The sequence below is a fragment of the Nocardia sp. NPDC059229 genome (genome assembly GCF_042754165.1).
In the GTDB taxonomy this organism is placed as follows: domain Bacteria; phylum Actinomycetota; class Actinomycetes; order Mycobacteriales; family Mycobacteriaceae; genus Nocardia.
In genome coordinates this window covers 1-13,667 of sequence record NZ_JBHZAK010000051.1, presented here as the reverse complement: position 1 = coordinate 13,667, position 13,667 = coordinate 1, and the positions used below count along the sequence as shown (strand labels likewise).

Here is a 13,667-nt window from a genome sequence, read left to right as displayed (position 1 = left end):
CCTCCCGCGCCCACCCCCACACACCACCCTCGGGTCCCCCCCCCTGGGGGGCCCCCCCACCCCCCCACCCCAACAATTCCCCCCCCCCCGCCCCCCCCCCCCCCCCCCCCGCCCCGAGCTCTCGAGTGATCATGGGCTTGACCCTCACACCGTGTGAGGTCCTAAACCTGGAGGGGTCATGTTCAGTATCGGAGACTTCGCCAGGTTCGGATCGGTGTCGGTGCGAATGCTGCGCCACTACGACGAGATCGGACTGCTGCCGCCGTCCGAGGTGGATCCGTGCAGCGGCTATCGGTTCTATTCGGCCGAACAGCTCGCACGGCTCAACCGGATCGTCGCGTTGAAGGAACTCGGCTTCACCTTGAACCAGGTGGCCGAGCTCCTCGATGGGCAGCTGTCCGCGGAGCGGTTGCACGGCATGCTGCAACTGCGTCGCGCGCAGCTGGCCAATCAGGTGGTCGCGGACACCGCACGGCTCGCGAGCGTCGAGGCGAGGCTCCTGCGTATCCAGAAGGAAGGCGTCATGTCCGAGCAGGAAATCATCGTGAAACCGCTGTCCGCCACGCTCGTCGCCGAAATGAGCGACGTCGCCGCCGAATCCGGGGAGGCCGCGGTCGGGCCCATCATCGAGCGGCTCTACGCCCGGCTCGGGAAACTGATCCCGGAGGCCGGGCTCACCATCACCGGCGCGCCCGTCGTGTATTACGAAGAGCTCGAAGAAGGTTTGCGCGTGCACGTCGCGCACCAGGTCGCGGGGACCGCCGCGCCGGGCAGCAGCCTCGACCTGCACCTGCTGCCGGAGATTCCGCAGGCCGCGACCCTGGTGCATCGCGGGAAGCTGGCCGAACTGTGCGTGTCCTTCGAGGCCATGGGGCGCTGGGCCGACGAGAACCGTTACGCCCCCAATGCTCCCATCCGCGAGGTCTACCTCAATGCGCCCGAGGACCCGACCTCGGACGGGTGGGTCGTGGAACTGCAAATGCCGGTCGCCCCTGCCGTGTGAACGGCTCGGGCCCGACCGGCATCCGGTGTCCTCTCGACTACGCGCTGCCCCAGGACTGCAGCAGGTAGGTGATGTTCGACATGATCGAGGTCACCACATCGGCGAAATTCAAAGCCGCAGAACCCAGATCGGCGCTGCCGCCACCATCGATATTCCCCATCACGTTCCTCCAGTGTTGCTGGCCATTTGCCCAACCCACGGTATGGGGCGTTCGACCCGGGCGTGAACATCGCAATCGGACCCGGATCCGTGGGGGCACGGACCAGTGTCGGCACTCGAAAATGGCTGGCACTGGCCGGTAGTGGCAGCGATAGCGGCACCCGGCGGAACTGTCACTCCCCGAAAAACACTGCGGCGCACAGCTGTTGCTGTGCGCCGCAGGGGAAGCCGGTGGCTAGTCCGGTCCGTTGCCCTGGCCCGCGGACGGCGGCGGGATCCGCACCACGCGGTCGTCGTACTGGTTGGGATTGCCGTCGGGCTTGTTCACGGTGCCGACCCAGATATTGCCGTCGCCGCCCAGCGTCGCGCCGTCGAGGCGGCCGTACTTGTCCTGGGCCAGCAGCGAAGGCGCCGCGGTGACGGCGTGCGTGTTCTTGTCGGCCGTGGCGAGAGCCAGGGCCCGCTGGTTGGTCAGCGAGATCGCGACACCGTCCGAGGCGGCGGCACAGCCCGCCACGCCCGGGTGATCGGGCCAGGTCCAGGCCTTCACCGCGACACCGTCGGGGCCGACCCGCTGCAACCGGTCCTCGGTGGCGGTGCGGTCGGTGATCCAGATGGAATCCTTGCCGTCCGAGCACACCCCGCCCGCCACGCCGATACCGGTCACCACCACATCGGCGGAGGCGCCGGGCGCAGGGGAGGTGATGCTGAGCAGCTTGCCGGCCATCGAGTTGGTGTCGGCCGCCAGTGACGGGTTGCCGGCGTCACCGGTGAGCACCAGCATGCGGTTCTGCGAGGAGAAATCGATGGACCCGCGATTGCCGTTGACCCCCTTCGGGATTCCGGTCAGGATCGGCTTGGGCGCGCCGCCGTCGGTGGAGATGCGCACCACCCGGTTGTCGCCCCCGGTGGTCACGTACGCGTAGATCAGCCCGTCCTCGGTGAAGGTGGGCGACAGCGCCAGGCCGGTGAGACCGCCGTCCCCGGCCGGATCCACATCCAGCCGGGCGATCTCGATGGGCACGGGCGGTTCGCCCTCATCGGTGGCGACCACCTTCAGGATGCGTCCCGTGGTGCGTTCGGCCACCAGCGCGCTCCCGCCGTCCGGCAGCGCGACCAGGCCGGCGGTGGTGTCCAGGCACGAGACCACCACCGCCAGATCGGGATCCACGCACGGCAGATCGGGGCGCTTGGCATTGGTCGGCGGCACCTTCGGCGTGGTGGTGCTGGGCTCGGCGTCCTGCCAGGTCGGCTCCGTGGTGAACGGGCTCGAGGCACGATCATCGAAGCGGGCGCAGCCGGACAGCAGCACGGCGCCGAGCGTCACGCCCAGCACAACTCTCCGCGCACCCACCCCGGCACGGCCTGCGGCAACCAAACTCATGGTTGAGACGTTACGGAAAACCTGCCGTCCACGCTCGGACGGGGTGTCCCTTCCTTCGCCGTGGCGCGAATCGGACGGTGGACACGCCCGTGTTCTGCTGTGTGCCGAGCGGCTCTGGCTAATAGTCTGGCCCGCGTGACAGACAAGCCGAACGAGCCGTCCGCCGTGGCGGGCGACCTGCCGCCCGTTGCTCCGCGACCGGCCGGTGAACCGGTCCGGAGCCCCTTCGATTCGCCGACCGAACAGTTCGCCACCCCGTCCGGCGTCCAAACCACCGAGAAGCTACCCCGCACCGACGAGGAACTGGGTCTCGACCCCGAGGTCCCGCTCTACAACCAGGTCAAGAGCGCCATCCCCGGCGCCGACGGCACCACCACCGAGCCGTCCCCGACCTACTCCTTCGCCAGCATCCCGCCGGCACCGCCCAGCCCCGCCGACAGCAACGGCCGGGTCCGCCGCCGCGACGACCGCCGCGGCACGCTGGACCTCGGACTGCTCTTGCTGCGCTTGGTCATCGGCGGCACCTTCGTCTACCACGGCCTGCAGAAGGCCGCGGGCTGGTTCCACGGCCCCGGCTACGACGGCATCAGAACCGCCATGGAGAACGGCGGCTGGAAACACGTGGACCTCGCCGCCCCCCTCCTCATCGCCGGTGAACTCGGCGGCGGCATCATGGTCGCCCTCGGCGTGGCGACCCCCCTGGCCGCCGGCGCCCTGCTCGCCATCATCCTCGACGCCTGGATGTGGAAGCAGTCCATGGTCCCCGGCTTCCAATACTCCGCCAAGGGCAACTCGGTAGAACTCGAATCCGTCTTGGCAGCCCTCACCACCGTCCTCATCCTCACCGGCCCCGGCCGCCTCTCCCTCGACCGCAACCGAGGCTGGGCCACCAGACCCCTCTGGGGCTCCCTCGCCGCCGTCGCCGCCGCCCTAGCCGCCGCCATCCTCGCCTACACCTACCTCCACGGCGGCAACCCCCTAGCCGGCATCACCTTCAACTGACCCCCGACACCCCCGAACCACCAAGCGGCCGTACCGATCCCAACAGATCGATACGGCCGCTTCTTCGTACGGGCGGGCTGACACCCGCAAGTCTTTCCACGGGGTGTGGGCTGGCGCGCGCGTGTCTTCCCACAGGGTGTGGGCTGGCGCCCGCAATTCTTCCCACAGGGTGTGGGCTGGCGCCCGCGAGTCTTCCCACGGGGTGTAGGACTGGCGCCCGCGAGTCTTCCCACGGGGTGTAGGACTAGCGCCCGCAAGTCTTACCAGGGGGTGTGGGGGCTTGCCCCCACAAATCGTTCTCTGGGGGTGCGGGGGCTTGCCCCCGCAATCATCTCCCCGGGGGGTGTGGGGGCTTGCCCCCACCACCTTTCACCACTGACGCGTGGTCCAGGACTCCCATTCCTGGAAGGTCTCCTGATGGAGCTGGAGGACCCGGCCGGACTTGCTGTCGATCTCCTGGTGCAGCATCGCCCGGTGCTGGTTGATCCGCACCTGCTCGTCCGGCGTCGCCATGAACTCGGCGTGGTCGAGTTCCCGGGCCTCGGCGGCCAGCTCCTCGGCCTCGGCGAGCAGCGCCCGCGCTTCGGCATTGCGGGCGTCCGACCGCTGGAGCATGGCCGTGTACTCGGCAAGCATGGAGTCGGCCTTGCCGATGTATTCGATTGTCATTCCCTTGCTTTCTTGATTACGGCACGCGCCGGACGGCACCCTTGTCGGCGGAGGTGGCGAGCGCGGCGTAGGCACGCAGCGCGGTCGTCACCGGGCGCTCGCGGTTCACGGGCTGCCAAGGCCGTTCGGACGCTTCCATCTTCACGCGGCGCTCCGCGAGAACGTCTTCGGGGACCAGCAATTCGAGCGCGCGGGTGTGCACGTCGATGCGGATGCGGTCACCGTTCTCGATGAGGCCGATGGACCCGCCGCTGGCCGCCTCCGGGGAGATGTGGCCGATGGACAGGCCCGAGGTGCCGCCGGAGAAGCGGCCGTCGGTGATGAGCGCGCAGACCTTGCCCAGGCCGACGCCCTTCAGGAACGAGGTGGGGTGCAGCATCTCCTGCATGCCCGGGCCGCCCGAGGGACCCTCGTAGCGGACCACGATCACGTCGCCGGGCTTGATCTCCTTGCCCAGGATCTTCGAGACCGCCTCCTCCTGGGATTCGACCACCACGGCCGGGCCCTCGAAGGTGAACAGATCCTCGTCGATGCCGGCGGTCTTCAGGATCGCGCCGTCCGGGGCGATGTTCCCGCGCAGCACGCACAGCCCGCCCTCGACGGTGTAGGCGTGCTCCTTGTCGCGTATGCAGCCGCCCTCGGCGTCGGTGTCGAGCGAGGACCAGCGGTTCTCGGTGGAGAACGGCACGGTGGTGCGCACCCCGCCGGGCGCGGCGTGGAACAGCTCGATGGCTTCCTCGGAAGCCTTGCCGGAGCGGATGTCCCAGGTGTCGAGCCACTCGTCGAAGGACGCGGTGTGCACAGTGGTCACGTCGGTCTCGAGTAGGTCGGCGCGGCGCAGCTCGCCCAGGATGGCCGGGATGCCGCCGGCGCGGTGCACGTCCTCCATGTGGTAGTCGGAGTTCGGCGACACCTTGGACAGGCAGGGCACGCGACGCGAGATCTCGTCGATGGTCTGCAGATCGAACTCGATCTCACCCTCCTGCGCGGCGGCGAGGGTGTGCAGCACGGTGTTGGTGGAACCGCCCATGGCCACATCGAGCGCCATGGCATTGCGGAAGGCCTTGGCATTGGCCACGTTCCGCGGCAGCACCGAGGCGTCGTCGTCGCGGTACCAGCGGGTGGCGATGTCGACGATGACGCGGCCGGCCTTCTCGAACAGCGCCCGGCGCGCGGCGTGGGTGGCCAGCGTGGAGCCGTTGCCCGGCAGTGCCAGGCCCAGCGCCTCGGTGAGGCAGTTCATGGAGTTGGCGGTGAACATGCCCGAGCAGGAGCCGCAGGTCGGGCAGGCGGAGCGCTCGACCTCGGTGAGCCCGTCCTCGGTGACGTTCGGCGAGGCGCTGGCGGAGATGGCGGTGATCAGGTCGGTCGGGGCCTGGGCCACGCCGCCGACGACCACGGCCTTACCGGCCTCCATCGGACCGCCTGAGACGAACACGGCCGGGATGTTGAGCCGCATGGCGGCGTTCAGCATGCCGGGAGTGATCTTGTCGCAGTTGGAGATACACACGAGCGCGTCCGCGGTGTGCGCGTTGGCCATGTATTCCACGGAGTCCGCGATGATCTCGCGCGAGGGCAGCGAGTACAGCATGCCGCCGTGACCCATGGCGATGCCGTCGTCCACGGCAATGGTGTGGAACTCGCGCGGCACGCCGCCGGCCGCCCGGACCGCCTCGGCCACGATCTCGCCGACGTCCTTCAGGTGCACGTGGCCGGGGACGAACTGGGTGTAGGAGTTCGCGATGGCGACGATCGGCTTCCCGAAGTCGTTGTCGGTGAGACCGGTCGCGCGCCAGAGGGCGCGAGCGCCCGCGGCGTTACGGCCGACGGTGGTGGTGCGTGAGCGAAGCGGTGGCATTGGTCAGGTCCTCGGGTCGTGTCGCAGTGGGCTGTTGAGCGACTGTCCAGAAATACGTCTCGCGACGTTCTCCGGCGGGCCTCAACGTTACTCCCGCGCCATGACCTCGATCACCGCCGGTAAGAACTCTGCACCCTCGAAACGCTTACGACTTGCCGGAATCGGCCTCGCGCTCGGTGGATTCGGCCGTCGGCTCGGTGGTTTCGGCCTCGCGCTCCGTGGTTTCGGACGCAGCGTCGGTGGATTCGGACACGGCCTCGGTGGATTCGGCCGCAGTGTCGCCGGCTTCGTCCTCATCTTCCTCGGGCTCCGCGAACGGATCCGGGATGCGCCCACCCGAGGCCGCGACGAGATCCCCGAGCCGGTTGTACCCCACCGCGGGCAGCGTCACATCGGAGTCGTCGGCCAGATGCAGCTGCAGGTACCCCCGCTTGGGGATGCGCAGCCCGCGCACGTCGGCCCAGTCGATGTGCCGCCCGCCGAACAGGGTGCGCGTGTCGACGCCATTGTCCGAGACGGTCGTTCGGGTCCGCTCGATCCACACCACCACGGCCGCCGGGATGGCGAACAGGATCCACAGCACCTGCGGCCACCCGAAGAACGCGAAGGCCACGCAGAACAGCAGGATGAACACCCCGAGGTGAGCGAGCCGGGGGACACGGATCACGCGACCCGCGTCGGATTCGGACTCGGGCGTGTGGGACGATCGAGCAGGTGGCACGGACTGATGCTGTGAGGACACACCCACATCCTTGCATCACGGTGAACGGACCCGATCAACCGCACTGTCTCACATAATGAGACCCAATAGGTCAGCTGTTTGACTGGACGACCCACGCGCGCATACCGTCGAGCGCGTGAATCGAACCGAGTTGCTCGTAATCGGCCGGCGCGTCCAGCGCTGAGCCGACGACTGTAGGTCATTTACGTCAGCTCGCAGCTGCGACGCGCCACCCTCGAACAGCCACTGGCTGTCGGGGGCTTTTTTGTGTTCAGGCAAGTCCATGGACTGCAACGACAAGCAGTAAGGAACCAAGACGGTGAGCGCACCTACCGCCCGGCCCGGGCCCTCGGCCCGCAGGCCCGCGCCTTCGGCCACTCAGCCGACCGCGGCTCCGGCCGCAACTCCGAACCGCCGCCAGGTCCCGCCCGAGCGGGTCACCGGCGCGCAGTCGGTCGTCCGTTCCCTCGAGGAGCTCGGCGTCGACACGGTATTCGGCATTCCGGGCGGTGCGATTCTTCCCGTCTACGACCCGCTGTTCGATTCCACCAAGGTCCGCCACGTGCTGGTCCGCCACGAGCAGGGCGCGGGTCACGCCGCGACCGGCTACGCGCAGGCGACCGGCAAGGTGGGTGTGTGCATGGCCACGTCCGGTCCGGGCGCGACCAACCTGGTCACCCCGATCGCGGACGCGCAGATGGACTCGGTGCCGCTGGTGGCCATCACCGGTCAGGTCGGCCGTTCGCTGATCGGCACCGACGCCTTCCAGGAAGCCGACATCTCCGGCATCACCATGGCGTGCACCAAGCACAACTTCCTGGTCACCGACCCGATCGACATCCCGCGGATGATCGCCGAGGCGTTCCACCTGGCCTCCACCGGCCGCCCGGGCGCGGTGCTGGTCGACATCCCGAAGGATGTGCTGCAGGCGCAGACCACCTTCTCCTGGCCGCCGGAGATGAAGCTGCCCGGCTACCGTCCGGTCACCAAGCCGCACGGCAAGCAGGTGCGCGAGGCTGCCCGGATGATCATGGATGCCAAGGCTCCGGTGCTGTACGTCGGTGGCGGTGTCATCAAGGCCGACGCCAACGAGGAACTGCTGGAACTGGCCGAGCTGACCGGCATTCCGGTGGTCACCACCCTGATGGCGCGCGGCGCGTTCCCCGACACCCACACCCTGAACATGGGCATGCCGGGTATGCACGGCACCGTGGGAGCCGTTGCGGCACTGCAGCGTTCGGACCTGCTGATCACCCTGGGCGCGCGTTTCGACGACCGCGTCACCGGCCAGCTGGACTCGTTCGCGCCGAACGCCAAGGTGATCCACGCCGACATCGACCCGGCCGAGATCGGCAAGAACCGCCACGCGGACGTGCCGATCGTGGGCGACTGCCGCGAGGTCATCGCCGAGCTGATCGAGACCCTCAAGGCCGATCCGGCCGCCGCGGGCAAGGCTCCGCTGCTGGATCTGACCGAGTGGTGGCACTACCTGAGCGGTGTCCGCGAGAGCTACCCGCTGGGCTGGAAGACCCCGTCCGACGGTTCGCTGTCGCCGGAGTTCGTCATCGAGAAGCTGGGCCAGATGGCCGGTCCCGACGCCATCTACTGCGCCGGCGTCGGCCAGCACCAGATGTGGGCCGCGCAGTTCATCAAGTACGAGAAGCCGCGCACCTGGCTGAACTCCGGTGGTCTGGGCACCATGGGCTACGCCGTGCCGGCCGCCATGGGCGCCAAGATGGGCATGCCGGACCGCGAGGTCTGGGCCATCGACGGTGACGGCTGCTTCCAGATGACCAACCAGGAGCTGGCCACCTGTGCCGTCGAGGGCGTGCCGATCAAGGTCGCGCTGATCAACAACGGCAACCTGGGCATGGTCCGGCAGTGGCAGACCCTGTTCTACGAGCAGCGCTACTCCAATACCGACCTGGGCACCCACACCCTGCGCATCCCCGACTTCGTGAAGCTGGCGGAGGCGCTGGGCTGCCACGGCATTCGCGTGGAGAAGGAAGAGGACGTGGAGGCCGCGATCCGCGAGGCGCAGTCGATCAACGACCGGCCCGTGGTGATCGACTTCATCGTCGGCAAGGACGCGCAGGTGTGGCCGATGGTCGCCGCCGGCACCTCCAACGACGAGATCATGGCCGCGCGCGGCATCCGCCCGCTGTTCGACGACGACGAGTCGGCGTCCGAGCCCGCCGTGATCCACGAGGCGATGTCACACGAGAAGGCTTCGCTGGCCGCCCACGAGCGTGCCTCCCAGAAGGGGACCGAGGAATGACGACCACCCACACCCTGTCCGTGCTGGTGGAGGACAAGCCGGGCGTGCTGGCCCGCGTGGCCAGCCTGTTCTCCCGGCGTGGCTTCAATATCCAGTCGCTCGCGGTGGGCGGCACCGAGATCCCGGAGATCTCGCGCATGACCATCGTCGTCACGGTCGAGGATCTGCCGCTGGAGCAGGTCACCAAGCAGCTGAACAAGCTGGTGAACGTCATCAAGATCGTCGAGCAGGATACGGACAGCTCCGTGGCCCGCGAACTGATCCTGGTGAAGGTGCGCGCCGACGCCAGCGTGCGCACCCAGGTGATCGAGGCCGTGAACCTGTTCCGCGCGAAGGTGATCGACGTGTCGCCCGACGCGCTGACCATCGAGGCCACCGGCACCCGCTCCAAGCTCGACGCGCTGCTGCGCATGATGGAGCCCTACGGGATCCGTGAGATCGTGCAGTCCGGAGTCGTCGCGGTGGGTCGTGGACCCAAGTCCATCACCGCGACTCGCTAGTAACCGGCCGCCGCGGCGGCCATCCGCCCGCCATCCCGGCATGCTTTCGGCCGGGATCCACCACGCTTAATCACAGAATCCAAGAAGGAGCACCCAAAGTGGCAGTCGAGATGTTCTACGACGACGATGCCGATCTGTCGATCATCCAGGGCAAGAAGGTCGCGGTCATCGGCTACGGCAGCCAGGGCCACGCCCACTCGCTGAGCCTGCGCGACTCCGGCGTCGACGTGCGCATCGGCCTCAAGGAGGGCTCGAAGTCCCGTGCCAAGGCCGAAGAGGCCGGCCTGACCGTCGGCACCCCGGCCGAGGTCGCCGAGTGGGCCGACGTGATCATGGTCCTCGCGCCCGACACCGCGCAGGCCTCGATCTTCACCAACGACATCGAGCCGCACCTGAAGGACGGCGACGCGCTGTTCTTCGGCCACGGCCTCAACATCCACTTCGGTCTGATCAAGGCTCCGGCCAACGTCACCGTCGGCATGGTCGCCCCGAAGGGCCCGGGCCACCTGGTGCGTCGTCAGTTCGTCGACGGCAAGGGCGTTCCGGCCCTGATCGCCATCGACCAGGACCCGACCGGCACCGGCCAGGCGCTGGCGCTGTCCTACGCCAAGGGCATCGGCGGCACCCGCGCCGGTGTCATCAAGACCACCTTCAAGGAAGAGACCGAGACCGACCTCTTCGGTGAGCAGGCCGTGCTCTGCGGTGGCACCGAGGAACTGGTCAAGACCGGTTTCGAGGTCATGGTCGAGGCCGGCTACGCGCCGGAGATGGCCTACTTCGAGGTCCTGCACGAGCTCAAGCTGATCGTCGACCTGATGTACGAGGGCGGCATCGCCCGCATGAACTACTCGGTCTCCGACACCGCCGAGTTCGGTGGCTACCTGTCGGGCCCGCGCGTCATCGACGCCGGCACCAAGGAGCGCATGAAGGCGATCCTGACCGACATCCAGGACGGCACCTTCGTCAAGCGCCTGGTCGCCAACGTCGAGGGCGGCAACAAGGAGCTCGAGGCCCTCCGCAAGGCCAACGCCGAGCACCCCATCGAGGTCACCGGCGCCAAGCTCCGCGGCCTGATGAGCTGGGTCGACCGCCCGATCACCGAAACCGCCTAAGGGTTTCGCGACTGCGACCCGCCGGACCCGGTGTCCGGCGGGTCGTTTCATGTCACCAGGTCGTTGGCGTACTGCGGACTACGATGGCGATGTCCATGTCCGCGATATTCATTGGTTTGATCTGAGAGGTGCCGGTGACCGTATCGCCCGCAGATGAGAGCCGCTATCTGACGGCCGAGGAGTTTCTCGCCGCCGAACCGGATGCGTTCGGCGAGACCGCCGGTGATATCGAGATCGTGGACGGTCGGCTGGTCAGACTGATGTCCCAGAGCGGCGCGCACAGCCGAGTGGTGCGTCGACTGGCATCGATGATCGAAGCCGCGCGCCACCCGTCAGGACCGTGCCTCGTGGTGGATTCCGATGTCGCGGTTCGACTTCCGGACTCCGAAGATCAGCGTGCCGACCGTCGGCTGAATGTCCGATACCCCGACATCATGGTTCGTGACTGTGAGCCATACGACGTCAACTCCGTGCGAGACCACATTCAGCTCGTGATCGAGGTGGCCTCGAAGGAAACCGTCGATACGGATATCGGTATCAAACGGGTCCTCTACGCACGCGCGAGAATTCCGGTCTACCTCATCGTGCATTTCGACAAGAGCTGGGAGATCATCGACCGCATCGAGGAATACCGTCTGGACTGGTCTGGTCTGAGGTACGAACCGCATCACGTCCACCGAACCGGCATGGTTCTCGACTCCCCGGTCACACTCGCCGTCACGTTCGAGAGCCTGCAAGCGCCGTAACAGCCGAGGTTCCGGGATTTCAGCCGCGAAGGCCCGCCAGGATTTCTCCTGGCGGGCCTTCGCTGTTCGCGCGTGAGGGGGGATCGCGCGAGGTGTGATCGTGTCTCGGGTTTACCAGCTGCCGAAGCTGTCCGGCAGCGCGTTGCGCCACCACCAGCCATCGTTGTCGTGACGCCAGTCCCGGTTCCAGCCGTCGCGGTCGTGGTCCCAGTCGTCACGGTCGTGGCGGTGGCGCCAATCGTCGCGATCCCACCAGCCGTCCTGGTGGTGCGGCCACGCCACATCGCTGGGCGCGTTGTCCAGCGGAACGTCCGCGGAGGCCGGAATTGTCACTGCTGCAAGGGGAACCAAGGCGATCGCACCGGCGACAGCCACGCGAGCTACGATCCGGTGTAGAGATGTCGACTTCATGGTCAGCAACTGTGCCCGAATCGTGCCTGTTTGTGAATCCGAATCCCTGTGAATTCAGGGCCGAATGGTCCTCATGTATGACACGGGACCCTGAGCGACCCCGAAACCCAGTGCACGGCAACGGCCCCGCAGGAATTCTCCCGCAGGGCCGTTCGCAACTGCGACTCGATTCGATTCTGTGGGTGTCGAACCGAGTGCTGCAGACTCAGTAGTGCGTGCCGCCGTCGATCCGAATCTCGGTGCCGGTGATGAACGCACCGTCATCCGACGCCAGCATGGCGACCACGCCCGCCACGGTATCCGGCGACGCGAACCCCTGCCCGATACCCGGCGCAAGCTTCATGAACAGGCTCAGATCGGCATCCGCCGGCAGCCCCGGGCCGCGCCCGGAGGTCATATCACTCGAAATCGACCCCGGCGCAACGGCAACCACGCGCAGACCCTGCTTGGAGTACTCCGCGGCGAGCGCGTGCGTCATGGACATGATGCCGCCCTTGGACGCGGCATACGCGGACATGTACGGGTGCGCGAAGAACGCGGACGTCGACGTGAAGTTGACGATCACGCCCTTGTCCGAGGCGAGCAGCTGCGGCAGCGCCTCCCGAATCATCAGGAACGTACCGGTCAGGTTGATCGCAATGATCTTGTTGAAGTCAGCCAGCGGCATCTCGTGCGTGTGCGCCGACCGCAGAATCCCCGCCGCATTGATCAGCGCATCGATCCCACCCAGCGCCTCGACCGCAGCAGCAACACCGGCCTTCACCGACTCCTCATCAGCGATATCCACCACCAGCGTGATGAGCCGATCCCCATTCCCGTTCTCCGCAGCCTGCTTGGCAGTCTCCGCCAGCCCGGCCTCGTTCACGTCCGCCCCGACAACCTGCCCACCCTCGGCCAGGATCCGATGCACAGTAGCCCGCCCGATCCCCGACCCCGCCCCGGTGATCACTACTCGACGGCCGTCAAAACGCTCCATTGCGGTTCTCCTTACGTAGGTTCTCAGCCTCTCTTGTCACGCTACGCCTACATGGCACGTCATGCCATCGTGGCATCCCGTCAACTAGGATTGTCCCAACGAGCCCGCCAAAGGAGGTGAAAAATGTCCGCCCAACCCGCCCCGCCGCGCCCCACCCTCGCCGAACGCCGCAAACAAGAAACCCGCATGGACATAGCCCGAACCGCAGCCCGCCTCTTCGCGGAGCACGGCACCTCCGAGGTAACCGCAGACCAAATAGCCGCCGAATCCGGCGTAGCCCTCCGCACCTTCTACCGGTACTCGCGCACGAAGGAAGAAGCAGTCGAGCCCATGCTCGCGGCCGGTGCCCAACGGTGGCTAGCCGACATCGCCGCAGGCCCCCACCGCCTCCCCACTCCGCAGGAATTCGAAGCCGCCGCCGTCCGCTCCCTCACCCTCGGCGATAGCCTCGAAGATCTGGAGATCACCCGAGGCCTCCTCCAGGCTATGGAAACCGATCCCGCCCTCCGCGCCATCTGGCACCGCATCAACCTCGAGGCCGAGCGGGATCTTCACCGAGTCTTGATGGAACTGGCGGGGCCGCAGGCGGATCCGGTTCAAGTACGCCTCGCCGCCGCTGCTGCCGCTGGTGCCATCCGTGTGGCGCTGGAACTTTGGGCCGCCAGGAACAGCTCGGTCGACGGCGCGAGCTCGCCAGCGGATCTGGTCGTTCAGTGCATGCGACAGCTCTGTGTATCTTCTTGAGGTGCTGTTTGAGGTTCCCCCCAAATGGTGGACAGGGGGGCTTGTGCGCTGTCAGGCAGCCGCGTGAAGTGACTTCTCGAAATTGTCGGGGCTTTGCATCCCGA

Annotated in this window: 14 protein-coding genes; 7 read left to right on the top strand and 7 right to left on the bottom strand. The window is 67.3% G+C overall.

What is annotated here, in order from left to right; all coding sequences use genetic code 11:
* The first annotated feature begins 178 nt into the window (after positions 1 to 178).
* On the top strand, positions 179 to 1,003 hold the full coding sequence (locus tag ACFXHE_RS43555; protein WP_379391571.1) for a MerR family transcriptional regulator: 825 nt from the start codon (positions 179 to 181) through the stop codon (positions 1,001 to 1,003).
* 37 nt (positions 1,004 to 1,040) lie between these two features.
* On the opposite strand, the gene ACFXHE_RS43550 is transcribed toward ACFXHE_RS43555, so the two are convergent.
* Positions 1,041 to 1,163, bottom strand: coding sequence for a hypothetical protein (locus ACFXHE_RS43550; protein WP_379391569.1), 123 nt, complete (start codon positions 1,161 to 1,163; stop codon positions 1,041 to 1,043).
* Positions 1,164 to 1,397: 234 nt separating this feature from the next.
* Positions 1,398 to 2,546 carry a PQQ-dependent sugar dehydrogenase gene (locus ACFXHE_RS43545; protein ID WP_379391567.1) on the bottom strand — a complete coding sequence of 383 codons (1,149 nt, stop codon included), beginning with the start codon at positions 2,544 to 2,546 and terminating at the stop codon, positions 1,398 to 1,400.
* A 135-nt stretch (positions 2,547 to 2,681) separates the two neighbouring features.
* On the opposite strand from ACFXHE_RS43545, the gene ACFXHE_RS43540 reads away from it, so the two are divergent.
* Positions 2,682 to 3,548 carry a DoxX family protein gene (locus ACFXHE_RS43540; RefSeq protein WP_379391565.1) on the top strand — a complete coding sequence of 289 codons (867 nt, stop codon included), beginning with the start codon at positions 2,682 to 2,684 and terminating at the stop codon, positions 3,546 to 3,548.
* 369 nt (positions 3,549 to 3,917) lie between these two features.
* Here ACFXHE_RS43540 and ACFXHE_RS43535 read toward each other — a convergent pair whose 3' ends face one another.
* The 3 genes from ACFXHE_RS43535 to ACFXHE_RS43525 all read right to left on the bottom strand — a co-directional run bounded on the left by ACFXHE_RS43535 (position 3,918) and on the right by ACFXHE_RS43525 (position 6,817).
* Positions 3,918 to 4,217 (bottom strand): hypothetical protein, encoded by a 300-nt coding sequence (locus ACFXHE_RS43535; protein ID WP_379391563.1) that lies wholly within the window; start codon positions 4,215 to 4,217, stop codon positions 3,918 to 3,920.
* Positions 4,218 to 4,233: 16 nt separating this feature from the next.
* Positions 4,234 to 6,075, bottom strand: coding sequence for a dihydroxy-acid dehydratase (gene ilvD / locus ACFXHE_RS43530; RefSeq protein ID WP_379391561.1), 1,842 nt, complete (start codon positions 6,073 to 6,075; stop codon positions 4,234 to 4,236).
* Positions 6,076 to 6,220: 145 nt separating this feature from the next.
* Positions 6,221 to 6,817, bottom strand: coding sequence for a PH domain-containing protein (locus tag ACFXHE_RS43525; RefSeq protein ID WP_379391559.1), 597 nt, complete (start codon positions 6,815 to 6,817; stop codon positions 6,221 to 6,223).
* Between the two features lie 298 nt (positions 6,818 to 7,115).
* Here ACFXHE_RS43525 and ACFXHE_RS43520 point away from each other — a divergent pair, with 298 nt between their 5' ends.
* From ACFXHE_RS43520 to ACFXHE_RS43505, 4 genes are all read left to right on the top strand, one after another.
* Positions 7,116 to 9,074 (top strand): acetolactate synthase large subunit, encoded by a 1,959-nt coding sequence (locus ACFXHE_RS43520; RefSeq protein ID WP_379391557.1) that lies wholly within the window; start codon positions 7,116 to 7,118, stop codon positions 9,072 to 9,074.
* Positions 9,071 to 9,574, top strand: coding sequence for an acetolactate synthase small subunit (ilvN, locus tag ACFXHE_RS43515; RefSeq protein WP_040860049.1), 504 nt, complete (start codon positions 9,071 to 9,073; stop codon positions 9,572 to 9,574). The genes ACFXHE_RS43520 and ilvN overlap by 4 nt, the downstream gene beginning before the upstream one ends.
* 110 nt (positions 9,575 to 9,684) lie before the next feature.
* Positions 9,685 to 10,686: a ketol-acid reductoisomerase gene (gene ilvC, locus ACFXHE_RS43510; protein WP_354837986.1), complete on the top strand. Its 1,002-nt coding sequence runs from the start codon at positions 9,685 to 9,687 to the stop codon at positions 10,684 to 10,686.
* A 134-nt stretch (positions 10,687 to 10,820) separates the two neighbouring features.
* Positions 10,821 to 11,432, top strand: coding sequence for a Uma2 family endonuclease (locus tag ACFXHE_RS43505; RefSeq protein WP_379391555.1), 612 nt, complete (start codon positions 10,821 to 10,823; stop codon positions 11,430 to 11,432).
* Positions 11,433 to 11,543: 111 nt separating this feature from the next.
* On the opposite strand, the gene ACFXHE_RS43500 is transcribed toward ACFXHE_RS43505, so the two are convergent.
* Entirely contained in the window at positions 11,544 to 11,765 is a 222-nt protein-coding gene (locus ACFXHE_RS43500) for a hypothetical protein (RefSeq protein WP_379391553.1), read from the bottom strand.
* Between the two features lie 283 nt (positions 11,766 to 12,048).
* A complete protein-coding gene (locus ACFXHE_RS43495) occupies positions 12,049 to 12,819 on the bottom strand; it encodes an SDR family NAD(P)-dependent oxidoreductase (protein WP_379391551.1) in 771 nt (256 codons plus the stop codon).
* A gap of 123 nt (positions 12,820 to 12,942) precedes the next feature.
* On the opposite strand from ACFXHE_RS43495, the gene ACFXHE_RS43490 reads away from it, so the two are divergent.
* Positions 12,943 to 13,563, top strand: coding sequence for a TetR/AcrR family transcriptional regulator (locus tag ACFXHE_RS43490; RefSeq protein ID WP_379391549.1), 621 nt, complete (start codon positions 12,943 to 12,945; stop codon positions 13,561 to 13,563).
* The last annotated feature ends 104 nt before the right edge of the window (positions 13,564 to 13,667 follow it).

What these genes read in the sequence shown, in the direction of transcription:
- ACFXHE_RS43555 (WP_379391571.1), top strand. Translation starts at nt 179, where the DNA reads ATGTTCAGTATCGGAGACTTCGCCAGGTTCGGATCGGTGTCGGTGCGA.
- ACFXHE_RS43550 (WP_379391569.1), bottom strand. Translation starts at nt 1,163, where the DNA reads ATGGGGAATATCGATGGTGGCGGCAGCGCCGATCTGGGTTCTGCGGCT.
- ACFXHE_RS43545 (WP_379391567.1), bottom strand. Translation starts at nt 2,546, where the DNA reads ATGAGTTTGGTTGCCGCAGGCCGTGCCGGGGTGGGTGCGCGGAGAGTT.
- ACFXHE_RS43535 (WP_379391563.1), bottom strand. Translation starts at nt 4,217, where the DNA reads ATGACAATCGAATACATCGGCAAGGCCGACTCCATGCTTGCCGAGTAC.
- ilvD (WP_379391561.1), bottom strand. Translation starts at nt 6,075, where the DNA reads ATGCCACCGCTTCGCTCACGCACCACCACCGTCGGCCGTAACGCCGCG.
- ilvN (WP_040860049.1), top strand. Translation starts at nt 9,071, where the DNA reads ATGACGACCACCCACACCCTGTCCGTGCTGGTGGAGGACAAGCCGGGC.
- ilvC (WP_354837986.1), top strand. Translation starts at nt 9,685, where the DNA reads ATGTTCTACGACGACGATGCCGATCTGTCGATCATCCAGGGCAAGAAG.
- ACFXHE_RS43495 (WP_379391551.1), bottom strand. Translation starts at nt 12,819, where the DNA reads ATGGAGCGTTTTGACGGCCGTCGAGTAGTGATCACCGGGGCGGGGTCG.
- ACFXHE_RS43490 (WP_379391549.1), top strand. Translation starts at nt 12,943, where the DNA reads ATGTCCGCCCAACCCGCCCCGCCGCGCCCCACCCTCGCCGAACGCCGC.